The organism is Pseudoalteromonas sp. MSK9-3, from assembly GCF_003590335.1.
In the GTDB taxonomy this organism is placed as follows: domain Bacteria; phylum Pseudomonadota; class Gammaproteobacteria; order Enterobacterales; family Alteromonadaceae; genus Pseudoalteromonas.
In genome coordinates this window covers 44800-71039 of record NZ_MIET01000011.1, presented here as the reverse complement: position 1 = coordinate 71039, position 26240 = coordinate 44800, and the positions used below count along the sequence as shown (strand labels likewise).

Annotated in this window: 22 protein-coding genes; 13 read left to right on the top strand and 9 right to left on the bottom strand. The window is 39.9% G+C overall.

Annotation, left to right across the window (positions count from 1 at the left end):
- Position 1: 1 nt before the first annotated feature.
- The 10 genes from BGP78_RS04130 to BGP78_RS04085 all read left to right on the top strand — a co-directional run bounded on the left by BGP78_RS04130 (position 2) and on the right by BGP78_RS04085 (position 12787).
- Positions 2–1138 (top strand): glycosyltransferase, encoded by a 1137-nt coding sequence (locus tag BGP78_RS04130; RefSeq protein ID WP_119860218.1) that lies wholly within the window; start codon positions 2–4, stop codon positions 1136–1138.
- A gap of 140 nt (positions 1139–1278) precedes the next feature.
- Positions 1279–2778 carry a sugar transporter gene (locus BGP78_RS04125; protein WP_119860217.1) on the top strand — a complete coding sequence of 500 codons (1500 nt, stop codon included), beginning with the start codon at positions 1279–1281 and terminating at the stop codon, positions 2776–2778.
- Positions 2775–3851 (top strand): glycosyltransferase, encoded by a 1077-nt coding sequence (locus tag BGP78_RS04120; protein ID WP_119860216.1) that lies wholly within the window; start codon positions 2775–2777, stop codon positions 3849–3851. Before BGP78_RS04125 ends, BGP78_RS04120 begins: the two co-directional genes overlap by 4 nt.
- A 12-nt stretch (positions 3852–3863) precedes the next feature.
- Positions 3864–5675: a sugar transferase gene (locus BGP78_RS04115; protein WP_119860215.1), complete on the top strand. Its 1812-nt coding sequence runs from the start codon at positions 3864–3866 to the stop codon at positions 5673–5675.
- A gap of 164 nt (positions 5676–5839) precedes the next feature.
- Entirely contained in the window at positions 5840–6154 is a 315-nt protein-coding gene (locus tag BGP78_RS04110) for an STAS domain-containing protein (RefSeq protein ID WP_119860214.1), read from the top strand.
- Between the two features lie 13 nt (positions 6155–6167).
- Positions 6168–7052, top strand: coding sequence for an OmpA family protein (locus BGP78_RS04105; protein WP_119860213.1), 885 nt, complete (start codon positions 6168–6170; stop codon positions 7050–7052).
- 4 nt (positions 7053–7056) lie between these two features.
- Positions 7057–9138, top strand: a complete 2082-nt coding sequence (locus tag BGP78_RS04100) for an SLBB domain-containing protein (RefSeq protein WP_119860212.1) — start codon at positions 7057–7059, stop codon at positions 9136–9138.
- On the top strand, positions 9135–9839 hold the full coding sequence (locus BGP78_RS04095; RefSeq protein WP_119860211.1) for an AAA family ATPase: 705 nt from the start codon (positions 9135–9137) through the stop codon (positions 9837–9839). Before BGP78_RS04100 ends, BGP78_RS04095 begins: the two co-directional genes overlap by 4 nt.
- A gap of 13 nt (positions 9840–9852) precedes the next feature.
- Positions 9853–11316 carry a SpoIIE family protein phosphatase gene (locus BGP78_RS04090; protein ID WP_182912217.1) on the top strand — a complete coding sequence of 488 codons (1464 nt, stop codon included), beginning with the start codon at positions 9853–9855 and terminating at the stop codon, positions 11314–11316.
- Between the two features lie 37 nt (positions 11317–11353).
- Positions 11354–12787 carry a sigma-54 dependent transcriptional regulator gene (locus BGP78_RS04085; protein ID WP_119860210.1) on the top strand — a complete coding sequence of 478 codons (1434 nt, stop codon included), beginning with the start codon at positions 11354–11356 and terminating at the stop codon, positions 12785–12787.
- A gap of 17 nt (positions 12788–12804) precedes the next feature.
- Here BGP78_RS04085 and BGP78_RS04080 read toward each other — a convergent pair whose 3' ends face one another.
- Entirely contained in the window at positions 12805–13851 is a 1047-nt protein-coding gene (locus BGP78_RS04080) for a glycosyltransferase family 4 protein (RefSeq protein ID WP_119860209.1), read from the bottom strand.
- Positions 13852–13871: 20 nt separating this feature from the next.
- Between BGP78_RS04080 and BGP78_RS04075 the strand changes: the two genes are divergently transcribed.
- Complete coding sequence (locus tag BGP78_RS04075) at positions 13872–14207, top strand: Hpt domain-containing protein (RefSeq protein WP_119860208.1); 336 nt, start codon at positions 13872–13874, stop codon at positions 14205–14207.
- Here the strand turns inward: BGP78_RS04075 and yvcK are convergent.
- On the bottom strand, positions 14187–15077 hold the full coding sequence (yvcK, locus tag BGP78_RS04070; RefSeq protein WP_119860207.1) for a uridine diphosphate-N-acetylglucosamine-binding protein YvcK: 891 nt from the start codon (positions 15075–15077) through the stop codon (positions 14187–14189). The genes BGP78_RS04075 and yvcK overlap by 21 nt on opposite strands.
- 177 nt (positions 15078–15254) lie before the next feature.
- Between yvcK and BGP78_RS04065 the strand changes: the two genes are divergently transcribed.
- The gene (locus BGP78_RS04065; protein WP_119860206.1) at positions 15255–17276 is read left to right on the top strand and encodes an ATP-binding protein; all 2022 of its coding nucleotides are present in this window, start codon (positions 15255–15257) and stop codon (positions 17274–17276) included.
- Here the strand turns inward: BGP78_RS04065 and BGP78_RS04060 are convergent.
- Positions 17260–18027 (bottom strand): isocitrate lyase/phosphoenolpyruvate mutase family protein, encoded by a 768-nt coding sequence (locus BGP78_RS04060; protein ID WP_119860205.1) that lies wholly within the window; start codon positions 18025–18027, stop codon positions 17260–17262. The two genes, BGP78_RS04065 and BGP78_RS04060, sit on opposite strands and share 17 nt — an antisense overlap.
- 141 nt (positions 18028–18168) lie before the next feature.
- Here BGP78_RS04060 and BGP78_RS04055 point away from each other — a divergent pair, with 141 nt between their 5' ends.
- Complete coding sequence (locus BGP78_RS04055) at positions 18169–19074, top strand: LysR substrate-binding domain-containing protein (protein ID WP_259386169.1); 906 nt, start codon at positions 18169–18171, stop codon at positions 19072–19074.
- A 23-nt stretch (positions 19075–19097) separates the two neighbouring features.
- On the opposite strand, the gene BGP78_RS04050 is transcribed toward BGP78_RS04055, so the two are convergent.
- The 6 genes from BGP78_RS04050 to BGP78_RS04025 form a co-directional block, all read right to left on the bottom strand.
- Positions 19098–20270, bottom strand: coding sequence for a nucleotide sugar dehydrogenase (locus BGP78_RS04050; protein WP_119860203.1), 1173 nt, complete (start codon positions 20268–20270; stop codon positions 19098–19100).
- Positions 20271–20454: 184 nt separating this feature from the next.
- On the bottom strand, positions 20455–21777 hold the full coding sequence (locus tag BGP78_RS04045) for a Na+/H+ antiporter family protein (protein WP_119860202.1): 1323 nt from the start codon (positions 21775–21777) through the stop codon (positions 20455–20457).
- Positions 21774–23711 carry a DUF3488 and transglutaminase-like domain-containing protein gene (locus BGP78_RS04040; RefSeq protein ID WP_119860201.1) on the bottom strand — a complete coding sequence of 646 codons (1938 nt, stop codon included), beginning with the start codon at positions 23709–23711 and terminating at the stop codon, positions 21774–21776. Before BGP78_RS04040 ends, BGP78_RS04045 begins: the two co-directional genes overlap by 4 nt.
- Complete coding sequence (locus BGP78_RS04035; RefSeq protein WP_119860200.1) at positions 23701–24633, bottom strand: DUF58 domain-containing protein; 933 nt, start codon at positions 24631–24633, stop codon at positions 23701–23703. The genes BGP78_RS04040 and BGP78_RS04035 overlap by 11 nt, the downstream gene beginning before the upstream one ends.
- Positions 24633–25538, bottom strand: a complete 906-nt coding sequence (locus BGP78_RS04030; RefSeq protein ID WP_119860199.1) for a MoxR family ATPase — start codon at positions 25536–25538, stop codon at positions 24633–24635. Before BGP78_RS04030 ends, BGP78_RS04035 begins: the two co-directional genes overlap by 1 nt.
- Positions 25535–25918 (bottom strand): response regulator, encoded by a 384-nt coding sequence (locus BGP78_RS04025; RefSeq protein WP_119860198.1) that lies wholly within the window; start codon positions 25916–25918, stop codon positions 25535–25537. Before BGP78_RS04025 ends, BGP78_RS04030 begins: the two co-directional genes overlap by 4 nt.
- Positions 25919–26240 lie beyond the last annotated feature (322 nt).

Below are 26240 nucleotides of genomic sequence, written 5' to 3'. Positions count from 1 at the left end.
TATGAAATTTGTTGTATTTGGTGAAGATTGGGGGGCACACCCGAGCAGTACGCAGCATTTATTTAAGCAGCTATCTAAAAGCCATGAAGTACATTGGATAAATTCTATTGGCATGAGAAAGCCTAGCATCAAACTCAAAGACGTGAACCGCTTACTCAGTAAAGCAAAAAAGCTCTTTACTAAGAAAAACAGGAGCAATACATCTGATATCAACTCATGTGATAATAGACAACCGCTAGTCTATAATTTGGCTGTTTTACCTTGGCATGACAATATTTACATTCAAACGTTTAATGAGTTTGTATTTGCTCAAAAGAAATTTGATTCTAACGAGCCAATTCTATATTGGATAAGTGTTCCTACTGCGATCACGATGATTAAGGTACGACCGATAGACAAAGTTGTTTATTACTGTGGGGATGACTTTACTGCGTTGTCTGGTGTTGATCATGACATGATTGAACCCATTGAGAGAAAGCTTATTGCAAAAGCAGATCTTATTTACGTGATAAGTGACCATTTATACAAAAAAATGCCCAGTCATAAAACTTATATGCTAACCCACGGGGTCGATTATGACCTATTTACAAAACCCGTCAAAATTGCACCAGAGATCCGCAGTGTTAAGCGTTATAAAATAGGATTTTATGGGTCCTTGAATGAGTGGTTAGATATTTCCCTTTTGTATAAATTAGCGACAACACGTCCAAATTACGAACTCATTCTGATTGGGCATATTTCAACAAATATCGATAAATTACTTAATCTCGACAATGTGACGCATATCGCAGCGGTTGAACATAATAGACTTGTTGAGTTTTCACAGCACTGGGATGTATCAATGTTACCATTTATAGACAATAAGCAGATCAGAGCCTGCGACCCTTTAAAGTTAAAAGAATACTTGGCCGTGGGGACGCCAGTCGTGTCAACGTGCTTCCCCGCAGTAGAGAAATACCCTGAGACGATACTGATAGCACACGATCACAGTGGGTTCATTGAGCGAATAGACTCAGCAATTGCGTTAAATCACGTGTTAAATGGGAGCTGGCGAGATAATCAATCTAACTTAGCTGCTCAACATAGTTGGGCTACTAAGGCAATGTCAGTAGAGCAGCAACTAACATCGTTTGACTAGTAAGTAGCGTAAGTTATTAATTATTGGCGTATACCCTGCAATATAACAAGGAAGGGCCGAAAAATTGGACGTTTTTTTCATAATGCAAATCGTTAAGACTGTTTCTTTGCAATTTGCGAATAAGTGGTGGTAGGGAGTATATGTTAGTAAAAGAGCAAATCAAAAGACTGATTTACCTCGCTCTTTATGCTTTATATAGCAGAGCGAAGCTGTTCGCTGTGCCTTTAATTATCGTGCCGATTGTGGTTTTTTTCTTGGCGGCAACGGCGCAAAAGCAATACACCAACCATGCTACTATCTTAATTGAGGAGTCATCGCTACTTAACCCGTTCTTAGATGAGCTATCGTTTTCTTTTGAATTATCCAATCGAATGGCGGCTTTACGTACCCTCGTTATTAGTAGAAAGGTACTGAGCGCTGTTGCAAAAGAGGCAAATTTGCTTCCTGAAGGGGCTACTCCTAACCAAATTGATATAGTTCAACAAAAACTTGGTCAAGGGCTGTCACTGTCACTGGTTGGCGATGAGCTTGTGAGGATCCATTTAAAGTGGCATGACCCAACGCAAATGAAGCTCATTTTAGAAAAAGTCGTAGAAAAGTTCATTGAGCGGTTATTGGCGCCCACGAAAGCATCTTTAGACACCTCTGAACAGTTCTTTTATCAGCAGCTTGATGCCCTTCGAACAGAGCTTGAACAATCTGAAGATGATTTAGCAAAATTTAAAGTGAAATATAGCGATACATTACCCGATGTATTAAATAGCAATAGGCAAATGCTTGATAAATTAGTTAACGACAAACAGCAAAAGTTTGTTGTGCTTTCTGGCGCTGAGGCAAAATTAAAAGCATTAGCAAGTAAACTTGGGCAAGCAAATCCTATTTTGGGCCGTTTGGAAGAGAAAATAATCAGAGCGGAATCTGATCTAAGTTTACTTAAAACCCGCTATACCGATAGACACAGTAAAGTCGTAGAAAAAACGCGTGAGCTGGCTAATTTAAAAAGTCGCCAGCAAACACTACTGAGCCACGGTAGTGAACTAGATGTCAACAATCTAGATAAATTATGGCAAATGGCAAATACGCTATCGAGCGGACCCAATGGAGAAAGTACTGTATTAGTGTCACAAATTCTAGCTTTGGAAGAAGCTAAAAATATGGTGCAGCAGCATAAACAAGAATTCGACATGATCTCAGAGCAAGCAGCTAAACTCAGTCAACGGTTACTGATCACCAGTGATATAGAGAAAAAATTACGTAAGCTTGAACGTGATTATGATGTAAAACAGAGTTTGTATAAAGACATGCTAAGCCGGTACGAAATGGCTAAAGTCACGGGCAAGCTGGTTAAATATGAAGGGCCTGATAAGGTCAAAACGATTGAACGCGCGTACAGCCCAACCAAGGCAATTAATACAGCGCTATCTGTATCGGCCATTTTGGGGATCGTACTTGGTATTTTTACTGGTTTTGCATGTGTGTTTGTAGCAACGCTATGCGACAGCCATTTGAAAGACCTTTCAACAATAGAAAAGTTAGCTGCACAGCCCGTATTGACCGTGCTTCCCATTATTCGATTGAATCAAAACGATATCGTCACTGGTGAAGTGCTCAATCGACAGATAGAAGGTGAACAATCATGAGAGTATTACATCTAGTACAGCATCTTAAAATTGGTGGTTTAGAGAAAATGGCCGTCACTCTGATGCAAAAAAGTTGCTTTGCTGAAAACAGTGTTGTGGTGGCGTTACAAGGTTCAAAGGTTGATGCGTTAGCAGGGTGGCCACAATTGAAAGAGATGGAAGCGCATCTGGTATTTTTAGATAAGAAACCGAAGTTTGAATTGGCGGTTGTTGAAAAGTTAGTTGCAATTATAGATGAACATGAAATAGAAGTGATACATAGCCATCATATTGGACCCATGCTATATGCAAGTTTAGCCTGCTTAAAACGTAAAAAAGTGAAACATGTTTCAACCATTCATGATGCATGGTATTTAAATAATTTTAAGCAGCGGCTGATCACCAAACTTTTAAATAAGATTTGCGCCATTCATTGGGTTGCTGATGCACAAGTTGTTGCCGATGATTTTACTGAGCGTACATCAATTACAACCAATGACACGATATTAAACGGCATTGACTGTACTCAGTTTGCGGCGATTAATATGGAGCACGCCCGGTATCAGCTGGGGTTACCTAAGTTTATTAAAATTGTAGGGTGTGCGGCCAGATTGGAACCAGGAAAAGGCCATAAAGCACTGATCACCAGTATGAAAGAGTTACCTGATGACTATCACTTAGCACTTGCAGGCGACGGCAGCTTAAAAGCAGAGCTACATGCTCATATCATTTCACTGGGCTTAGAAGAAAGAGTGCACTTTTTAGGGAATGTGCAAAATATGCAGGTCTTTTATTCCGCAATCAATGTCTTTTGCTTATTTTCAGAAAGAGAAGGCTTACCGTTGTCTATTTTGGAAGCGATGGCATGCGGGCTGCCCATCGTTGCAACCGATGTTGGTGGGATCCACGAAGTGCTGACACCAAAGCAAGGCATTTTATTAAGTCCGACAGCGCAGAGTGGCCTACCATTTGCTCTTACTAAAGCAATTAAACTAGACCGAGGCCAATCTATTCGGGCACATGCAATCGCGATTGCTGATGTAACGCAAATGAGCTCGCAATATGATCAACTTTATAAGGGCCTTACTGCATAAGGAATAATTAACATGACAATCTTTGCTGTTCTATTTCTGATTTTATTAAGTGTTGCTGTCTACCATCACGTAGGATATGTCATTTTACTTAAAATCATTAAACAACTGAAAAATAAAGAATGTAATGAAGATCCGATTGCATCAACATCGTCCAGTAGGCCTAAAATTGGGGTGTTGATGTGTGCTTATAATGAGGCAGACCATATTCAAGAAAAGTTACACAACTTAGGTGCATTACTCTACCCAAACGATTTATATGACATCCATGTATATTTCGATGGCTGTAGTGATAACAGTTATGAACTAGCGCAAAAAGCAGCCTCTCAACTAGAAGCGAACAATGTGCATTGCATATTGCATTTGCAAAATGATAATAAGGGCAAAATTGCGGGCATTAACGCGTTAATTAAAGAAACAAAAGGGTCATATGATATTTTAGTGTTCACCGATGTCAGTGCGCTACTTAGCATCGATGCATTGGACAAAATAGAACAAGACTTTAAAAATGGTAATACTGCAATTACCACCGGACAATATACTTTGGACGAAGCGGCACCAATAGCACAACAGTCTTACTGGCAGTATCAAAATACCCTCAAAGGCCTTGAGTCTAACGTGGGAGCGGTAATTGGAGTGCCTGGTGCGATGTTTGCGGTAAGGTCGAGTCATGTCGAACCAGTTGAAACTGACGCGATTAATGACGATTTTGTATTGTCTATGCGTGCACTCGCACATGGTGGCAATGCCATTAAAAACGAAGATATCATTGTGTATGAGCGTGAATGCGATAGCCAAGCCCAAGACTATATGCGAAGAGAACGACTCGGTGCTGGTAATTGGCAACAAATAAAACTATTGCTCCCTCTTATGAATCCGAAATTAGGCTGGACGAGTATTAACTTTTTATCACACAAGGTGCTGAGAGGTCTAATGCCCCTGATCATGTTGATTATGTACAGCGTAATATTATTGGATGTAATTATATTTCAAAGCCTCTGGTCTGTATGTTTAAGCGGCGCATTGCTCCTGATACATAGTGTTTCTGCGATTAAAGGACGCCTTAACTCAAAACGCCACTTGTACGGGTTTGATGAAATTGCTTATGTATTAAATAGCTATTGGATAGCATTCATAGGGATTGTTAAATTTGAGCGTGGTTTTTACGACTCTCCGTGGAAACGTGTCTCGAGTGCTGAAACGCGCTGTAATGGTGTTAAGTGTGCAAAACGAGTATTAGATGTCGTTGGGTCGATGATTGGTCTTATTCTGGTCTCTCCAATCATGCTGGGGGCAGCTATCGCTATTAAGCTAACCTCTAAGGGTCCTGTGCTGTTTAACCAGTTACGAGTAGGTGAAAGTACAGATGAGTTAGTCTCGTTGTTTTACGTCTACAAGTTTCGTTCAATGGTCGTAGACGCAGAGGCAAAAAGTGGTGCAGTGTGGGCCAGTAAAAACGATCCCAGGATCACGCCTATAGGCTCATTTTTACGTAAAACTAGGATTGATGAACTACCACAGCTCTGGAATGTCTTGATTGGTGAAATGTCGTTAATTGGACCTCGACCTGAGCGTCCAGTTTTTTACGCGAAGCTTGAAAAATCAATCCCTTATTTTTGTCATAGAACATACGGCCTCAAGCCTGGTATATCAGGTTTAGCCCAAGTGATGAATGGCTATGACGAGTCAGTCGAAGATGCCAGAAGTAAAATTGGCTGGGACTATGCGTACGTGTTAAGTATGTCATCTCCACTAAGCTGGATAAAAATGGAGTTTACCATTTTATTCAAAACGATTCAGGTAGTTGTACTTGGAAAAGGTCAGTAATGACATTCTGGTTCGCAAAATGCAATGATTTTATCAAGTGACTTTTGCATTTTGCGATTTAACCGTATTTTTTCCATGAAAAACATACTATTAACTAAGTATTAAATTTTGGCATTATAGTTGTAGTAGTTACCATAACTTAACGTAAATATTTGGTGATTATCATGACTGAAGCAACCTATTCAAATACACCTCGTGTTCTTCCTTTACCAAGAGATTTTTCAGGTTTTACCGTCGATAGTTTTCGAGATGAATTCGAAAAACTGGCGTTATGCGACAACACAAACATAATTTTAGACTTTTCAGAAACAGAATTTATTGATTCTTCGGGTATAGGAGCTATGGTTTTCTTATACAAAAGAATTGAAAAGAAAGGACAAAACTTAGCGCTGTTAAAAGTTAATGGTCAGCCTTTCAAACTTATGAGCCTTTTGAGGGTAGATAAAACCATTCCCTTTATTGAGCAGCTTGAATTATAAGCAAGGAGAATCTATGAAGCACATAACACTATTTTTTTCAGTATTAGTCATGATAGGCGGGTGTGCTTCTTGGCCTGAAGAAGGCCAAGGTGGTTGGGCTGAACATTATAGCCAACACAAGGCGGCAAAGGGTAAAAAACATTTAGGTGATGGCGACCATATCTTTGAAGATGACGTAGGCATCGTTACCAATGAGTTTGAGCATTTGGTATTGAAACTCGACTTGTTAAAAGCCCAAGGGATCAGAGATTGTATGCCAGCCCAATTGTTAAAAGCACAAATATACGAGAACAGGATCCGACGTTTAATTGCGGCATCAATGTGGGCCGACGCGGAACATGATCTACTTATTCATTATCACGGCCTTAACCAACTATCTGGTCATTTTGACACCGTAAGAGCCATGACAAATTGTGCGGACAAGCCACAGTCAGAACAATTTGCTAAAGTCCCCACCCAAGTACGCTCTCAAATTACAGAGTTATTGAATAGCGATAACCAGTTTGCATTTGATGACTATCAAATTACGCCAAAATATATGGGCAGAGTCGCACAGGCAGCTGATTTAATTAAGCAGTTAGCTGATATTTCTATTCTCCTCGTGGGACATACAGACAAAATAGGGAGCCACGACAATAACTACGAACTAGCTCTTAAGCGTGCAGAAACAGTTAAGCATTGGTTGGGAGTTTATGGTGTTCAGCAGCAAAAAGTGACTACCTTAACTCAAGGAAGTTTACAGCCCTATAGTAATACAGATAATAGCGATGCAGAACGGCATTCTGATAGACGTGTAGAAGCCATAATTTTATCACTGACAGAGATCAATGACGGTAAGCCAGTAAAGGCAGGGTCGTTAGTTGAATGGACAAAGGTGATTAAAGCGACGAAGGAGTAGCACTATGCGGGGAGTTCTTTGCTTTTTAATCACAGTTTTTTGCTTTTTTAGTACATATAGTCACGGTAATGATAACGATGAGATTCAAATTGGTAACAAGCTCTTTTTATATGTGCCAGGCGAGGTTGAGTTCGAGACGTTATTTGAGGTAGGCAAAGATGGCTCCATCGTTTTACCTGAAATCGGGCGGGTTCAGGCTGAAGGCAAAACGGTAAGTGAGTTCCAAAAAGAGCTCAGCGTTACGCTTAGCGATGTTTACCGTGCAATGGATGATTTTTACATTGAATTGCGAGCACGCGATATTTTTATCACTGTTTTAGGCTACGTTAATGAGCCTGAACAAGTCAGCATTCCTTTCGACGGTAACATTCAAACCGTCATCGCAAAAGCCGGAGGGTTGAAGCCAGGCGCTCAACTAGATAGGTTACAAATAAGACGAGAAGAAACCATTATTGAGTTTGATTATAAAGCGTATTTAGACTCTGGGAACGTCAAATTACTGCCTAAACTACTCAGTGGAGACATTGTATTTGTACCTGTATCTCCGTTGCTGGGTAACGTACAAATAGACTTCGACGCACAAACCTTAAGCGCAACTGGAGATGCTTCAGCGGGGAGTGCGATAACGTTGTTAGGCGAAGTACATAACCCGGGTAGCTTTTCGTTCAAAGAAGATATGAGCGTACTCGATGCCATAATGAGGGCGGAAGGTGTCACACGTTATGCTGATGTCACAAAAATTCGTGTGATTGTAGACAAAACACCACAGGTTTTTGACTTAAAAGCATATTTAGATAAGCCTAATAAAGATAACATGCCAGAGCTTAAAGCAGGGTCGACGATATACGTGCCAATTATGGTTGATGATGTTAATACCACGGCGCGTACCGTATATATTATGGGAGAAGTACAAAAGCCAGGAGCCTATGAAGCCCCAGATAATATTAATTTTTTGGATATTTTAGCCAATGCAGGCGGGCCTACTCGCTTTGCAGAAACACGGCAAATAAGAATACTGACTCCCGCAGGTGACAACATACTATTTGATTTACAAGGGTATAGTGAAGGAATTGTATCAGCAGAAATTCCATTGCTAAATCCGGGAGATGTCATATTTGTGCCTGAAAAAACGGATCTGAACGAAAAAAGTTGGTTGAAGATCCCTCCAAGCAGAGCAATAAAAATTATTGGCGCAATTATATCTCCCGGCCGCTATGAATGGAGCCAAGAAATGGACTTTACAGATTTACTAGGCCATGCCGGAGGGCCAACAAAGGGGGCAAATATTAATGATATTAAAATTGTGCGAAATGGCGAAGTTACGAAACGGTTTGATTTAGAAAAGTATACGATCACCGATGGTAAAACCCCCTTACCAGAGCTCCAAGCTGGCGACACCGTGATTGTAGAAGAGCTCCCTGTAGACCCTGCTGACAATAAATCTCAGTGGATCAGACAAGAGTCGAGCAAGTCGATTTATATTATGGGCCAGGTAGGCTCGCCAGGGCGGTATTCGTTCAATAATAACATGCATTTTATCGATATTTTGGCGGCTGCCGATGGCCCAAATGGTAACGCAGATATTAGAAATATTCGTGTTACGCATAGAAATGAGACTAAAGCGCGGGTTAGCAAGCTTGATTTAGCGTTATATTTCGAAACGGGCGACGAGACACTATTTCCCAGTGTATTACCTGGCGATACAATATTTGTGCCCGAAAAAACAAAGGATTGGCTAAGAAAGCCTAAAGAGCAAGTTGTGCGGATCATGGGAGCGATTCAAAAACCTGGTCGTTATAATTATGATGATACCATGACATTACTTGATATTTTGGCTGAAGCCGGAGGACCAACAAGTTCTGCATTAATTGATAAAATAGTGGTGGTGAATCACTCTTGCTGTAAAGAACAGTCTCGAGTTTTTGATTTAGAAGCATTTGTTAAGAATCCAAATTCAGTCAACATTCCTGTACTTAGAGCAGGAGATACACTATACATACCAGATAAAGGGCAGGATCTAATGAGTCAATTCAAAGATAACTTTGTTGATTTCATTACTATAATTGCATTAGTGGTGGGCTTATGAATCTTATTCCACATCAATACCAAGAAGTTGAAGATATCGGTAATGAAATTATTGATAACAAAGCTAGGTGTGTGACATTTATATCATTAGCGGGTAATACGGGCTCGTCAACGGTTTGTGCAAGTGTCGCGCAGCGCTTTAAAGCACACGGTCATCGCGTTCTCATTATTGATTTAAATCCGATCAGTCCACTTAAGTTAGATGAAATAGATCAGTCTTCTGGTTCACCATGGCGTTTTAGCGACATATCCTGTCAACTTAACATTATTGAGCATAACCAAATAGATTTGCTAACAATGCAAAACCTATCCGAATTAGAGTCAGCCAAGAATAAGCAAATAATGAAAGAAGCGGTGGAACGACTGCTACAAGAATATGATTATATTTTGATGGATATGTCGCCCGCCATGAAGATGAATAGAGGTAACGTACCACTGCATGCGTTAAGTTTATGTAGTGATTTAACAATGGTGACAGTTGGGCTTGGTGTAAACGACGAAGAATCGTTGTGTACAAGTATTAAAAATATCAAGCAAGGCGGACATCAAAATATTCGCATCATTGTTACGCAACATCAGTTTGCGCCCTTAGGCGAGCGGCTACTATCTAGTTTAGAACGCCACCGCGTGCGCTGGCCAAGGTTAACACAGTTTTTAATTAATAAGGTCAACCGACAGACTTGGCTATTTCATCCACATTAATAATAAGTAAGCAATGAACGAACCCATATATCATCGGCGTTTTAGTCTAATAGCGCCAGCAATTACAGAAATTAGGCAGGTTCTTAAGCATGTTCTAGGGGGCTTATCCATTATTGACGATGACTTAGATGCTGCAGGACTTGTTATAACTGAATACCTAACCAACCTTTTGCGTCACAGTAAAGGAGAAGATGAAACCGTTGTATTGTTAATAACACGCACTAACACATCTGATTATACGCTTGAAATTGTAGATGATTTATCGCCTTATAACTTATTCGAACTCAATGAATCTGATTGGGATATTAACAGCGGTATTTTGGTCGAAGGGGGGATGGGGGTCGAGTTAATTAGGCATTACTTCCCCGAAGCTGGTTATTGTACGACGAATAACAAAAATTACTTTTCGGTTCCTTTAAAACAAGGCAAAGATAAACCTAAAGCGATTTATGTCGATGATGACAAGGCACAATTAGCGCTCATAAATGCATACTTAAAAGACGATTATGATGTGATATCTTGTCAAGACCTCACTGAAGCTTGGCAAGCAATTACGTTACACGATGCACAGGTTTTGATCTTAGATTATCAGTTACAAAAACAGACATCAGAGCCTTTACTAATTAAATTGAACGGTTCTGATTATAGAAGTACGTTATCAGTGGTAATGCTAACGGGCACTGACTCCGAGGATATTATAGGGCGAATAAACCGCTTAGGCATTGATGACTACCTGGTAAAACCAGTCAAAAAGGTGCGCTTATTGCAAAGCTTAGAGCGGGTCACTAATCGGGTCAAAGCGTTTGAATATCAGGTGCAAACGCCAAGTAATATTATTGATTATGAAATGAGTGATGGTTTTAGGGCCCATTTATTTGGTTCAATTGAGGTCGGGGATGGGGGGGATTTTTTTATGCCCATTCCAAATCAACAGAATGGCTTTATTTTAGGCGATATGATGGGACACGGTATTCAAGCTCGTAAAGAGAGCTTTGCTATTAAAGGCTTTGTTCGAGGGTTTCTGGCCAGTAAACCCAATTGTAACGCGCTGCTTAATGGCTTGAACCAGGCCCTCTATGAAGAACAATTGTGCAAAAATAGTTTAGTAACATTATTAGTTGGCTATGTACATGAACAGCGTTTTTACTGGCTTAATGCAGGTCATCCACCGCCCATTGCCATTGATAAAGAAGGTAACGTGAGGGAGTTACAAGGCGTCGATCCTCTTTTGGGTTTATCAGTAGAGCACCAATATAACGTTTATTCTGAGTCGCTGAGTGATTTACAGCATATACTTGTGTATACCGATGGCTTATTTGATAACAGAGAAAACGACGTTACTGAACTGCAACAAATCAAGCAGTTATTGTCAAATATATCACTGAATGATGGCGACTTTGCTTCTATACTTTGGCAAAATTCTCAAGTGAGTTTATCAAAAGAAGTTGACGATGCATCGTTAATTGTTATTAATTAACACGTTATTCTCGCGCATAATACGAAGGAAGTTGCCTATGCCGCCAAAAATTCTAATAGTTGAAGATACTGCGTCTTTAGCGCTCATGTATCAGTCTTACTTAATACCAACAGGTATGAAGACGCAAGTTGCTGCAACAGGGGCGGAAGCCTTAATCGCGATAAGTGAATTTGACCCTGACTTGATACTGCTTGATGTGATGTTACCTGATATGAATGGGTTGGATATTCTTTCATCGTTACAAGGCGACAATCAACCTCAAGTTATTGTTTTAACAGGCCATGCAACTAAAGAAATGGCCATTAAAGCAATTAAACTCGGGGCAAATGACTTTTTAGAAAAACCCATTGAAGCAGATCGATTTCGGATCACGATTAACAATGCTCTAAAGCTGAAAGACTTAAAACAAACGGTTGAGAAGTATCAAGCTAAATATGAAAATGGGCGATACTTTGATTTAATTGGTAGCTCTGCTGTGATGCAATCTGTTTATCAAATAATCAATTCAGCGGCGTCAAGCAAAGCAACCGTGTTTATAACTGGTGAAAGTGGTACAGGTAAAGAGTTGTGCGCTAAAGCAGTGCATCAAGCTTCCCCTAGGGCAAAAAAACCTTTCGTAGCCCTTAACTGTGCGGCAATCCCTAAAGACCTGATTGAAAGTGAAATATTTGGTCATTTGAAAGGCGCATTTACCGGAGCAATCGCCAACCGTGAAGGGGCGGCAGGCCAAGCGGATGGTGGAACGCTGTTTTTAGATGAACTGTGTGAAATGGATATTAATTTACAAAGTAAATTATTGCGTTTTATACAAACAGGGTGCTATCAACAAGTCGGCAGCGAAAAAGAGGTCAAAGTGGATGTGCGTTTTGTATGTGCGACCAATAGAGATCCACTCATTGAAGTACAAGCAGGGCGTTTTAGAGAAGATTTATATTATCGATTACATGTGATCCCAGTAAGTTTACCTCCATTGAGAGATAGAGGGGCGGATATTATTGAAATAGCCGAAGCACTTTTTTCAAAAATAAGTAAAGAGGAGTTTCACCCGTATAAAGGTATGGCTGAAGGCGTTAAACACGCATTTATGAACTATAACTGGCCTGGAAATGTTCGACAGTTAGAGAATACCGTACGTAATACTCTGGTATTGAATGATGCCCAGTGGATTGAATTAGACATGGTTCCTGCGCTTCCAAATACACCAAACCCAGCACCGTTGACGCCACAGCCTGGCAAGACCGCGCTTGTTAATAATAATATGCCGCAAGAAGCCGCTGCCGTGGTAAATCCGATAAGCAACAGCTTATCGAATATGCAGGAAATTGAGCCTTTATGGATTATAGAAAAACGCTACATCGAACAAGCGATTACGTTATGTCAAAATAATATACCTAAAGCGGCTGCTTTACTCGATGTCAGTCCATCGACTATATATCGAAAAATCAAAAGTTGGGAGGAGTTACAAGCTTAGCCTCTCTGAATTTTTATCTAACCGTTTTCTTGAACAGGGTTTGAACAGTGGCCAGAATATGCTTCGTGCAACATATTCCACTGCTCATGCCCAGAAAACCGTTGTGCCACAACACTGTGCGCGTATTGTTTCATCATGGTCAAACTTTCTGGATCCATACGAATGATCTCTTTTAGCTTATTACTGAACTGCTGGGCGTCATAAACGGGTACAATCCAGCCACTCAAATTATGTGTTATGACAGTCGAAATTGCACCCACATCCATACTGATCACCATCACACCATGATTCATTGCTTCTAAGATAGCCATGGGTAAGCCTTCTTGTCGTGAAGTAACACATAACACATCGATTTTTTCCCATATCGCTTCTGAAGGCACGACCCCGTGGGCCACAACATTTTCAGGCATAGTAAGAGATGCATCCATCATACCGCCGCCGAACATATGCCATTCAAAACGCTCTTGGTCAGCCATACTCTTTGCTATGTCAATAAACCGGTCTGGCCCTTTCTCATATGATAACCGACCCACAAAGCCTACTTTTAATTTATTTCTATGATGGTATGTACCATTACATTCAGCAAGAGGCGTAGTCTCGACGAAATTATCAAGGACCTCAGCTTGGCTTAACTGGTTCTTAATTTTGTTTGAAACGGCAAAGTTAATTGACAAGCATGCAGTAATTTTATCGAGCATATTGTACAACCGTACTTTTCCTTGCCCAGTTTCGCCCGCATGATAGGTGCTCACACATCTTAAACGTAAATAGCGACACAATAGGCGCCCAAATATACCTGCTTTATAGCCGTGAGTATGTATAACCGTGTGTTTAGAATACGTTTTAAAGGTAGAGATCACACTTAAAGCAGTGCCTTCTAAAAATTCGAATTGAATATTGCTAGATTCTAGCTTATTGTAAAATAGTTGATTACCGTGATCTTGGTAAAACAATACTTTGCATGTAACACTTTTACGCTGTAGCAACTTGGCAAGTTCGACAAGGTGAGACTCAATACCACCATAAATAGAAGAGTCTACAAATAATACAACATCATATTCCATATTTAACTCCAAGGATCTTCATGATAAATCAAGCTACTTTTTCTCAGTTACAACAAGATGTTGGTGAGCAACTTGCGATACAGCTATTAGAGGTTTACTTAACTGAGTCGTTAGAGCTAATAAAAAAGCTGGATATAGACTCACCTCAAGATGTACTAGAGATAACAGCGCATAGTTTAAAAAGCAGTAGCCGAAGTTACGGTGCTTTAGAACTTGCATCGCTGTGTGAAAAAATAGAACACCAGGTCAAAATTGGCGGCGTTAACGCTGAAGTAAGCACATTAATTACCGATGTTCATGCACAGAGTTTAGTTACCTTTTCTCATGCTCGTGAGTTAATTGATAGTACATGTTGAGTTTACCTTTGTACTCAAAGGTAGTTTCAGTAGTTGTGAAAACACGTGACTTAGCTGCTCTATATTATGCTGTGTAGATTGACCTTGATTCAATTCATCACAATGCACCACAATTTCCTCTATTGCTTGTGGAGAAATACTCAAATCGCAAAATTGATAGCCTAACTTTTCTTGCATCCAGTCAATGATTGTTTCGCCCTGTAAACTACTGGCTACGCTGTTTTCTTGGGCTATGTTTTCAATAAAAATGCGGCAAGCGGCTGTCTCTTTGATTGCCGTACTTATTTCCTTTACCAATAATGGAGGCATCACACTTGAAATGATACTGCCAGGCCCCATCAATATCAGGTCAGCTTTCATAATTGCTTCGACCGCGCCCTTTGCTGCTGGCACGGCTTTTGATAACCCTATATTATCTGGCAGCTCTGTCAGTGCATCTATTTCACACTCCCCAATGACTTGTTCACCACTGTTGTAGCTGGCGACAAGATCTGTCGCTGAGTCCGACATCGGTAATATTGTTTCTGCATTACCAAGCATTGCATTAAACCATGCAACGGCTTCTGTAGGTGAGTCTGTTAGCTGCATTAAGCCTAGGAGGGTTAGGTTGCCTAGGCTATGCCCATCTAACTCGCCACCATCGAATCGATGCTCAAATATTGAATGAATAAGAGATTGCTTATCTGTAAGTTGCAAGCAGCATCGACGTATGTCACCGAGTGCAACACACTCTTGTGACTCTCTGAGCCGGCCAGTACTGCCACCATTATCGGTGGTTGCAACAATCGCGGTTAAATCACTGCAAAGTGGTCTGATCGCACTCAACACTTGCGCTAGCCCATGGCCGCCACCTAAACATACAATTTTCATAATCACTCCATTTCTAACCTTTTGGGATATACCATTACAAAGCAGATTTTATTCCAACTTTAAGTGGGTTATAAGTTATTGAATTTATTAATATGAATGAAAATATGATTTGATTATATTCATAAAGGCAACTACCTTTGCAAAGTGCAAAGCAAATTAAAATAACGGTGAATAAAAATGCAAAACGGACATTTGTTTAGTTTAGACCAATTACAAGCAGCACTCAGTTCGATAAATGCCAGTAAAGATCTAACTGCACTGTTCTATCGATTAAATAAAGCATTATTGCCACTATTTAATTATAAAAATTGCGCTATTCTCGTTGAGAAAGAGCCTCTGATCTATCGCGCTATCGCCAGCTCGGATACCAGTTTGAATTATCTCGACTGGACCTTGAGCAAGGTGGTAGATGATCAGAATCTCACAGAGGTATTTGTTAGCGATGGTTATGCAAATCCTGAGCTTGTCGTTAATAAAACAGACATACCTGCAGACCTGTCTAACATCCTTCTATTCAAGTTACCGCCTTCATGCAGCAATAGCATATTAGTATTTTCTGAGTTGAGCCATGAACCGAGCGCTGTTTTTAGTCAAGGCTTTACGATGCAAATTTTATTGGAGCAGGTGTTTATCAAGGTAGAGTCACTTACAAAATCTCATTCTCACACGAGCCATTTACTCTCTTTGGTCGCAGTAATGACTGAGCAAGCCGACTTATTTAAAGAACTTGCTTCTGAATGGTTTTGGCGAATGGATTCAGAATATGCATTTATTTGTGTAGACGAACTCGCCGCAGATGACGATCTCTATAAGCAATATTTTATTGGTCAATCACCATTAAAGCTCCGTTCAGAGAATGAAAGTGCCCAGCTGCGTAAATGGGCGCAATTTCAACATATTATGACGCAACATGGTGACTTTTTTGAATTTGAATTTGAGTTAAATGTGCCAAGGCACCTTTGGATCTCGTTGAGTGGTAAAGCGCAGTTTAGTGATACCGGGGAGTTTAGCGGCTACATGGGAATTGCTAAGGATATTACGTATGCAAAAGACCGAGAGATAGCTTATAAACAAGCCAAAGAAAAAGCAGAAAGTGCTAACTCGGCAAAATCTCAGTTCTTAGCTGTGATGTCTCACGAAATACGTACGCCAATGAATGCAATACTTGGAATGGTAGAACTGCTCAATGACACTGCGCTTACAGAGCAGCAAAAAGAGTGGCTTTCATATGCACAAAGCAGCGCGAATCTATTGCTAGGTTTGATATCAGATGTATTAGACTTTTCTAAAATTGAATCAGGCACACTGAGTTTAGATAACAGTGAGTTTAATCTAAAAGAACTTATTCAGAGTATTTCAGCTCAGTTTGAGGCACATACCGCGCCTGGAAAGCTCGTTTTTGAACAAATCATAGATAAATCAGTACCAGATATTATTGAGGGAGACAGCACACGGTTAGGGCAGATTTTATTTAACTTACTAGGGAATGCGTTTAAGTTTACCAGCCACGGACGTGTAAATTTACACATAAGTAGACAGCATAATCTGTTAACAATTAAAATATCAGATACTGGGATTGGTATAGCTGAGCAAGATCTAAATCGTTTATTTAAGCCCTTTAGTCAGGTAAGTGACAGTGTAAAGCGAAAGCAGCAGGGCGTAGGACTTGGGTTGAGTATTACCAAAAAACTGATTGAACTGATGCAAGGGACTATAAATTGCCACAGTTTATTAGGTGTAGGCACAACATTCACGGTTACTCTTCCAGTTAAAACCGTTGACGTGACACCCGTTACCAGTAAGCAAGAGCAAATACAGCAACCTCTAAACATTTTAGTAGCGGAAGATAATAAACCGAACCAAGTCTTGATAGAAGCCCTCTTGAAAAAGTTAAATCACAGTGTAACGCTAACAGAAACAGGTTCTGAAGCGCTAAATGCCATTAAAGCGAAACAATTTGATCTTGTCTTAATGGACATGATGATGCCGGTCATGGACGGGTTGACAGCGACTAAATATATACGAGAAGAAATGTCGCTGGATGTGCCAATATTTGCTTTGACGGCCAATGCTGGGCAAACCGACAAAATCAATTGCTTGAATGCCGGTATGAATAAGGTGCTGACGAAACCAATAAAGTTTTCTGAGTTAAGTAGTGCAATTAACTCTTTAACAAGAACAGCTAAAAAAGAGTGTTAAAAGAGTCTGTTGCTTGTATATCTATCAGGGTATTCTCAAAGTGCTGAAGCTGTTGTTGGTGTATAAAGTTACCCATACTGATCCGGCTAACGCCCAGGTCAGTCAAGTCAGTAAAGTTGGCTAATTCAGGCATACACATTACATTAACGGGTAAACGGGTATGACTCACGGCTGCTTTTATGTCAGTGTCATTGGTTATGCATGGAATGAATATGCCATCAGCCCCCGCAGCTTGGTATTGCGTAATTCTATTTTTAGTTGCAGCTATAGTTTTCTTAACATTAAGTAAAAACGTATCAGTTCTCACATTAATGAACACGTCTATATTATTTTTATAAAGATGGCCTTTGATCACAGACAAAAAACTGGCGAACTTATCTGCGTTTACTAATGAACGTTCGCCGTCTAACACTTTACTGTCTTCAATATTTATACCAACAACCCCAAGCTTCACCAGTGATTTTATATGTTCAAAGGTTTCTTCAGGAACATCGCTGTAACCGGCTTCAATATCGACTGTCAAAGGGATGGAAACTGCTGAGGCAATTTTATCTATCATAAAAAGTAACTCTGAAAAGGGTAATTCTTCACCATCTTCATATCCCAATGTAGCAGCAAGGGCTGCGCTGGATGTTCCTATTGCTTTAAACCCATTTTTTTGGGAAATTTTTGCAGTGGGCACATCCCAAACATTAGCAAGAAGTAAAGGCGTTGAGGTTGTATGCAATGCTCTAAAAGTGTTGACTAACATAGTAATAGTTCCGTTTATATTTACTTGATGTAGCCAGTATGCGTTGACAGTATTATTTATACCAACGATAATACTGCGACAGTAATATAAGCTCACCTTATATTATAGAGCTAAGCTATAGGCGACAACCCATTGCATAAAGTGCTGAATAATTTAAACCTACTACGTACTTTTAATGCTGCCGCACATCACGCCAGCTATAGTTTAGCTGCGGATCAGCTATGTATTTCACAAGCTGCTGTTAGCCAGCAGATGCGCCAATTACAACGTTTACTAGGGCAGCAACTTTTTATTCGAAAAGGAAAAAGTATGTTGTTGACGCAAAGTGGAGAAGTCTTATTTTTAGCAACAAACAATGCACTATCAGTGCTGAGTGAGTCATTAGATACCCTCTCTAAGCAACCACTTGCTGGATCATTAACCATATCATCAACGCAAGCTTTTTCTGCAATTTGGTTAATGCCACGATTACATTTGTTTTCAAAATTGCACCCTGAGATAATTATCAATATTCAGTCTTCCGCTGGATTTGACGACTTAACAGCACAGCATATTGATTTGGCTATACGGTTTGGAAAGAATGTTAGGCAGAAAACGCCCAAAGAATATGAGTGCCTTCATTTTGGTGATGGGACAGTTCATCCGGTCTGTTCTGTGAGTACACTCGAAGAGTTAAAAAATGAAAAGTGTGCAGATATGTTAGGTCACCCCCTTATTAAAATTGGAAGCTCCAGTCCATATGACTGGGTAGAGTGGGCAGAGCATCATGATATTAGTGAGGTTAGCGAAAATACAATATATACTTCGGTTAGCAGCACGGATATGGCGCTGACTGCTATCCTAAATAGCAACAGCATTGCACTGATTGTTGATTATTTATGTCAAAATCATATTGAGTCAGGCGCACTTAGTATTGCATTGCCATTACCACACCCGAATAAAGTAGAGCGTTATTTTGTATACGATAAGCGCTCTCCTAAGCATGAAAGAATTCAGGTTTTTATTGAATGGATTAAATCACAAATAATAAACGAGGCAGGCCAATAATCACATCGACCTGCTAGAAAATATTAATCTTTGTGAAACAAGTCACGAGTATATAATTTATCAGTAATATCTCTTAGCTCATCGACGTCACGATTAGTGATAATTAAATCACAGTCTGACTTAAACATGTCTAAGTTATTACATAAAGAAAAGTCATCGGAAAACGGTTTTTCGAGCTTTGGCTCATAAACAGTTACGTCAGCACCGGCTTTGCGCAAATGCGATATCACATCTAAAATGGCAGATTCTCTAAAGTTGTCAGAGTCTGCTTTCATGATCAACCGATAAACCCCAATTTTTTTAGGCGCCTTGGCCATAATTGACTCTGCAATATATTTTTTACGTGTATCATTCGCCGATACAACCGCAGAGATCATATCATTTGGCACACCATCGAAGTTGGCAAGTAATTGCTTGGTATCTTTTGGTAAACAATACCCACCATAGCCGAAAGAAGGGTTGTTGTAGTGTCCACCAATACGTGGATCTAAACTTACTCCGTCAATAATTTCCTTGGTGTTCAATGATTTTGCTTCGCAATAAGTGTCAAGTTCGTTAAAAAAGGCCACTCGCATGGCAAGATAAGTATTCGAAAACAGTTTAATTGCTTCAGCCTCTGTTGAATGCGTTAAGAGTATTTCAACGTCGTCTGTGTGTGCCCCTTGTTTAAGCAAGTTGGCAAAAGTTTGTGCCTGTTCAGTTAAAGCTCCCAGAATTATCCGCGATGGGTATAAGTTATCATACAAGGCTTTCCCTTCTCTTAAAAATTCAGGAGAGAATACAATGTTGTTAGTTTGATATCGCTGTTTCATTTGCTCAGTAAATCCAACTGGGACGGTAGATTTAATGATAATGGTCGCCTGTGGTGAAATCTCTAGAGCCTGCGCTATCACGCCTTCCACGCTCGATGTATTAAAGTAATTAGTTTGGGGGTCATAGTCAGTCGGCGTCGCAATAACTATATAATCTGCATTCTCTAGTGCTAGGAATGGATCACTGGTGGCAAAAATCTCAGTACTATTTTTTGATAAAAAGTGCGCTATCTCTGAGTCTTGAATTGGAGACTTTTTTTGGTTAATCAAGTTTACTCTATCTGGGTTTGTCTCTAACGCACAAACATTATTATGTTGAGACAAAAGTAACGCATTTGCTAAACCAACATACCCTAAACCCACTACCGAAATATTAAAAGCCATAATTAAATCCCATCGAGAATATTATTTTATCTAAGGGTAATAGAGCAATATTTAGGCTAAGTTTTGTTGACGTGTTTGTGAAACTTTAATGATATCTAAATCAATGTATTACGTAAAAAGAAACGACATCTCGTAAAAAACGTCGTTTCTTTTTTGCATTTTGAGACGCATTTAGCAGCGTATTTTATAAAACCATAGCAGCTATCCACCCAAAAATGAGCAGTGGAATGTTAAAATGTATAAAAGTAGGAACTACTGAATCCCAGATATGATCATGTTGTCCATCTGCATTAAGACCAGATGTAGGCCCTAATGTCGAATCTGAAGCGGGGGAACCTGCATCACCCAAAGCACCGGCAGTACCAACTAATGCGGCAGTGGCCATGGCAGAGAACCCAACCTCTAAACACAAAGGCACAAACAGCGTTGCTATGATAGGCACAGTCGAGAAAGAACTGCCTATACCCATAGTGATAAGGAGCCCGACAATGAGTATCATAGCGGCGGCCAATGGCTTATTGTCACCTATAAACACTGCACAGGCTGATACTAAGCTCGCTACATCCCCGGTAGATTTCATCACGGCAGCAAAGCCTTGAGCTGATATCATTATAAAGCCAATCATTGCCATCATCGCAACGCCGCGACTAAACACATCGGAGCTTTGCTCCCACTTTACAATACCAAATACACTGAACATCATTACACCAACAAGGCCGCCAAGGATCATTGAGCCGCTAATGTTTTGTGCTAACAGAGAACACACAACTGCGATACTGCCGATAATAATAACTTTTTTAGGGTTATCTATTTCTTTTAAAGTTGTATTATCGTCGTGCACAACAAAGTTGTATGTCCGTTTTTTACGATATGTAACAAGTAACGCAATAAAAAGTCCAACAAGCATACCGATAGCGGGAATGATCATCGCCGTCGGGACATCTGTATTAACAATACTCAAGCCATTATCAGCAAGATTTTTATGTAATATTGAATACAAATATATACCGCCAAAACCATACGGTAATACCATGTAGGATGTCGCTAGCCCGAACGTTAAGATACAAGCAATAGCACGCCTGTCTAACTCAAGCTTATTTAATATAACAAGCAGAGGAGGGATCAAAATGGGGATAAACGCGATGTGCACAGGCACTAAATTTTGTGATGCAATAGCACAGCATAAAATAATGGTCATGATCAAAAGACTAAGCAAGTGAGTATGGCTATCTCGTGACCCTTCTACTTTTTTCAGTAAGCGTTGTGCTAAAATTTGGGTTAATCCAGATTTGGAAATAGCGACTGCGAACCCTCCAAGCATGGCATAACTTAAGGCTATTTCGGCCCCACCAGACAAGCCATCATTAAATGAATTTAAGGTGGTAGACAGGTCCAGCCCAGCACATAACCCCGCGATCATGGCGCTTACAGTCATAGCAACAATGACATTTACCCGTATTAATGAAAGTGTAAGCATGAGGAGTACTCCGATAATTACTGCATTCATAATTTTCTCTTTGTTTTTGTTTTTATGGATTTTATCAGTTTCATAGTCGATTTTCTGTGTTGGCCAGAAAATGTTTTACCTTGGTACCTCGCTGCACTAAAGTGACTGTAGAACTCATCTAAGTCACTTTTATGTTCAGGAAATTGCTCGGAGACCTTTGAAATAAATTGCAAAGGCGTAAGGTTGCTCTCATGATAAGGACTAACAGATTTTAGATGCTCATACAAATCAACGGCGAGAGGGCGCTTTATGTGGATTTTCCTTTGCATAAACCAAAACACCGATAAACACAGAAGACCCAATGTAAACAATGTAATAGCTCCTGACAAAAACTGTGCATTATCGCCAAGTAAATCGTGTAAAAATGACTGTTGCTTGCTTTTATCAAAGTTAAGTACCCAGCGAGTCCATTTGTAGTCATATTCTTCAAGCTTTAGTCTTAACCACTCCATGCCCGGAACACCAGACAGTGCAACTAAACTGATCCCAAGGTTTGACTTAAACTGCTCTGATAAAGTGGTATGTTGTGAAAGCGACCCTATTAATCGTTCAGGCGATATCCACGCTGTCGGATCAAGCCTTTGCCATCCTGAATTAGGTATGAAAAATTCGACCCATGCATGGGCATCATATTGATAAATACTATAGTAATCATTGGCTTCATTATATTCAGCCCCCAGATAACCCGAGACAAGGCGAGATGGGATCCCAACGCTGCGCATCATCATGGCCACTGAAGACGCATAGTGACCACAAAAGCCTGACTTTTTCTCAAACACAAACTCATCAATGGTATTAGCACTCTCAATGACTTCAGGTGTTAGTGTATATTCGAAACCTTGTGCCATGAAGTATGCGCGCATTCGTGCGATAAATTCTTGTGTGGATTGCGTGTTGTTATCCCATTGCCGAGCAAGCTCAGTCGATTTGGGGTTTAACTTTTGTGGTAATTGCGTATAACGTTGGTATTCCCAACGTGTTAAAGACATTTTAGATGATTCAGTAGCGGTGTGAACATTATATTCAAAATTACGGCTTCGGACTTTCGAACTAAACAGCGTACCAAACTGGTTAGTTGATACTTCATCAGAGTTACTGATCGCATTGCCTAGTGCAAATAGCCATGGCAAATTACTTGGCTCTGCGATCACTTTATAGTCTGATGAAATGTCACTATTTACAACGTTAACGGGAATATTTTGCTCACGCGCCATATGCCAAGATGTGCCATCAAATTTATCATGTATCAATGCTCGCCAATAAAACGGCGGAGAATACGCGGTTGGCTCTTCTAGTATTGCCCGAAATGCCAAATCATCTGATTGAGATAACTCTGAAATACTAAATGGGTCTACATTCTCAGATAAACCAGTTCTTGCGACCTGAGCCCCGGGTAGTTGCCAAAAAGAAGGGATCTTAGGTAAAAAAACCACAAGTAACATGCTCACAGGGATGATCAACAATATATTTTTGACCGCCATTTTCGTTGCAGGATACAGCTGCTGTTTATGAGAAATAGCAGCTAACACGCCTAAATTTATCACCAACATTGTCACGACGACTATGGTCGTAAACAGGTCTTGCGAAAAAAGGAATACGCAGGGGATGGTAAAAAAATTAAGTACCATGATCTGCCTATTTTGTTTCTCATTTTTCGCTTGGATAACTTTTAATTGGCATGCTAAAACCATTAATGCCACAAACAGTGACACTGAATTACTAAACCCAATTGAAATACCAAGCACAGTCATCCCTATCAGCGCGACGATATTAAGGAGTGCATTAGAGGGCGCAGATTTAATATATTTCCATTGCGTCACGTGCCATACAATGAGTACAGAAATTGAAGTGGCGAAGGGGATCCCTAGTTCAGCGAACAACATTACCGTCATAACCAAATAGATGAAAGAGATCACCAATAGCTTAGTATTCACTTAATATCTCCAAGCACTTAACTCGATGACTTTGACCCGTACCTATTGGTACAGTTGCATTTGGTAGTTTAAGGGCAAATGGCTGCTGATTGTTACTCGCCTCTACCACTAAAAAGCAGAGTTTACTCAATCGCTCTTCAACATTACCTGTTATCAGGTCAAAATCAAAGCCGACACTTACAGGCTGCTCAGATGTATAGTCTTTAACCAGTAGTTGCTGGTTTTTTGCAAAATGACGCCATGACACTTTATTTAGGCTCATCCCTTGCTGGTAAGGTTTTAACTCATTAAATTCATCAATGGCTTGCACATCGTTCACATTAGTGTCTCCGTCAGCCCCTGTGAAAATATGCTTTATTTCTGTTTTTTCCTCTTTAGGGAGCGGGTAAACATGTAATGCTTTATTTGAGTGTAAGTAGCTCCAAACGGTGACTAAACCAAATGGGAAATGACTGATAATTTTAAATCTTCCTATTGTATAAACACCTCGTTTATACGGTAAAGCCACATGAGCTATGGTATTTTTAAACACCTCACTAACGGTCACTTCACTACCAGTATCTATATGTTTTATAATGATATTGTATCGTTCTTTGGTGGACTCTAACTCAAGTCTAGCACCAGTTAATACCCCCTCATGATTATCATTAACAGAGAGTAACTTAAGCCCTAAACGATTGAAGTTAATATAACCCGACAATAGCGAGACGACGAGAAGAACGCCCATAATATACGATACAGCCAGTATCAAATTATTCTGATAATTAATTCCTAGAATGAAATTTAACAGCATTATGCCAATAAATAGTAGCCCTGACTGGGAGGGTAAAACATAAATAGAATCATGCTTAAAGAGCATGTGATCAGCCGTGTGCTTTTGGTCTACGTGTTTCGCAAACCAATATTTAATACGTGAACGCATTAAACAGGAACCAATACTTGATCTAATATGTCCGATACTACTTTATCTTGCTCTTTCACCGATAGGTTCAATCTATGACCTGCAACAGGTGAAAATATCGCTTGCACATCTTCTGGAATAGCGTAGTTTCTGCCCGCCATTAATGCCCACGCTTTAGTTGCTGAACCCAGCGCAATACTCGCCCGGGGTGACAATGGATCATGAAACAACCCGCTATTGCGTGTAAATTGAACTAAAGAAATAATATAGTCGATAACAGGGGGAGGAAGCTTAACATCAGTAACCTGATCTTGTAGTTCAAGTAATTGCTGATCTGTCAGTGCCGGTCGCACCTCGGTTGTTCGCTTTGGACTGAACCCCATAATCAATTTTCTTTCGGCCGTTTCATCAGGATACCCAATGCTTATGCGCATAAAAAAGCGATCTAATTGAGACTCGGGTAGGGGGTGCGTGCCTGATTGATGTAGTGGATTTTGCGTAGCAATAACAAAAAAAGGATTAGGTAGTAGGTGACTTGTGCCATCAATTGTCACTTGGCGTTCTTCCATTGCCTCTAATAAAGCACTTTGTGTTTTAGGGCTTGCTCTATTTATTTCATCAGCCAGTAGAACTTGACTGAATATTGGCCCTGGATGAAAAGTAAATGAGTGATCAGTGGTGTTAAATATAGCTGACCCAGTGATATCTGCCGGTAATAAATCGCTGGTAAATTGAACGCGTTGATAGCTTAAACCAAGAGTATCCGCCAACCCATGAGATAATGTGGTTTTACCCATACCTGGCAAATCTTCAATAAGGAGGTGTCCTTTGCACAATAAACTACACACAGCCAGTTTTATTTGTTGGTCTTTGCCAAAAATGATATCCGCGAGCGCATCAATAACTGGGGTAACAAGTTGATTCATGTATTTAATTCTAATCGTTTTAATACTGTATCGACTTTTTTAGCATTAAATGGCTTAGCAATAAATCCTTTCGCGCCGAGTTCCCAAGTATTTTGTACATTTTCAAGACTGTTGTGCCCAGAACACATAATAACATGGGTGTTTGGGTGGTTATCATTAACGAACTCTAAAATTTGAGTACCGTCGGTATCAGGGAGTTCGATGTCTAAAAATACAACACCGGGTTTTTTGGACGCTAAGAGTGGTTTTGCTGAGTCAAAGTCATTTGACTCTAATATTTCTTCAAAACCTAAGTTAGTTAAAATATCTATCAAATATTCACGTATTTCTTTTACATCATCAACAATTAATATTGGCTCGAGAGGTTTTACAAATTCCATATAAGAGACTTCTTTTTTACATCTGAACTCATATTAAGCGATGGTTTTACCAAGCTCAATAGCTTTTATATGATTACACTAAATTACATAGCAAAATATATGAAAAGCACTCACAATGTCCGATACCGTCTAGTATTGGACATTGTGTAGGAATTAAAGACGTGATAACCAGTGATAAAGAATAGCCCTATTAAGTGTCATTTACTTCCTATAATTTATATTATGTTAAATGAAGTAAAACAACAACATTTTTGTTGTAAGGGGTCGTTCATTTCTAGATTTAATGATGAAGTGATATTTTAGATTTGATTGCTCTGAAGCC

Bases quoted from the DNA above. Each gene is read 5' to 3' on its own strand.
- BGP78_RS04130 (WP_119860218.1), top strand. From the start codon at position 2: ATGAAATTTGTTGTATTTGGTGAAGATTGGGGGGCACACCCGAGCAGT.
- BGP78_RS04125 (WP_119860217.1), top strand. From the start codon at position 1,279: ATGTTAGTAAAAGAGCAAATCAAAAGACTGATTTACCTCGCTCTTTAT.
- BGP78_RS04120 (WP_119860216.1), top strand. From the start codon at position 2,775: ATGAGAGTATTACATCTAGTACAGCATCTTAAAATTGGTGGTTTAGAG.
- BGP78_RS04115 (WP_119860215.1), top strand. From the start codon at position 3,864: ATGACAATCTTTGCTGTTCTATTTCTGATTTTATTAAGTGTTGCTGTC.
- BGP78_RS04110 (WP_119860214.1), top strand. From the start codon at position 5,840: ATGACTGAAGCAACCTATTCAAATACACCTCGTGTTCTTCCTTTACCA.
- BGP78_RS04105 (WP_119860213.1), top strand. From the start codon at position 6,168: ATGAAGCACATAACACTATTTTTTTCAGTATTAGTCATGATAGGCGGG.
- BGP78_RS04100 (WP_119860212.1), top strand. From the start codon at position 7,057: ATGCGGGGAGTTCTTTGCTTTTTAATCACAGTTTTTTGCTTTTTTAGT.
- BGP78_RS04095 (WP_119860211.1), top strand. From the start codon at position 9,135: ATGAATCTTATTCCACATCAATACCAAGAAGTTGAAGATATCGGTAAT.
- BGP78_RS04090 (WP_182912217.1), top strand. From the start codon at position 9,853: ATGAACGAACCCATATATCATCGGCGTTTTAGTCTAATAGCGCCAGCA.
- BGP78_RS04085 (WP_119860210.1), top strand. From the start codon at position 11,354: ATGCCGCCAAAAATTCTAATAGTTGAAGATACTGCGTCTTTAGCGCTC.
- BGP78_RS04080 (WP_119860209.1), bottom strand. From the start codon at position 13,851: ATGGAATATGATGTTGTATTATTTGTAGACTCTTCTATTTATGGTGGT.
- BGP78_RS04075 (WP_119860208.1), top strand. From the start codon at position 13,872: ATGATAAATCAAGCTACTTTTTCTCAGTTACAACAAGATGTTGGTGAG.
- yvcK (WP_119860207.1), bottom strand. From the start codon at position 15,077: ATGAAAATTGTATGTTTAGGTGGCGGCCATGGGCTAGCGCAAGTGTTG.
- BGP78_RS04065 (WP_119860206.1), top strand. From the start codon at position 15,255: ATGCAAAACGGACATTTGTTTAGTTTAGACCAATTACAAGCAGCACTC.
- BGP78_RS04060 (WP_119860205.1), bottom strand. From the start codon at position 18,027: ATGTTAGTCAACACTTTTAGAGCATTGCATACAACCTCAACGCCTTTA.
- BGP78_RS04050 (WP_119860203.1), bottom strand. From the start codon at position 20,270: ATGGCTTTTAATATTTCGGTAGTGGGTTTAGGGTATGTTGGTTTAGCA.
- BGP78_RS04045 (WP_119860202.1), bottom strand. From the start codon at position 21,777: ATGAATGCAGTAATTATCGGAGTACTCCTCATGCTTACACTTTCATTA.
- BGP78_RS04035 (WP_119860200.1), bottom strand. From the start codon at position 24,633: ATGCGTTCACGTATTAAATATTGGTTTGCGAAACACGTAGACCAAAAG.
- BGP78_RS04030 (WP_119860199.1), bottom strand. From the start codon at position 25,538: ATGAATCAACTTGTTACCCCAGTTATTGATGCGCTCGCGGATATCATT.
- BGP78_RS04025 (WP_119860198.1), bottom strand. From the start codon at position 25,918: ATGGAATTTGTAAAACCTCTCGAGCCAATATTAATTGTTGATGATGTA.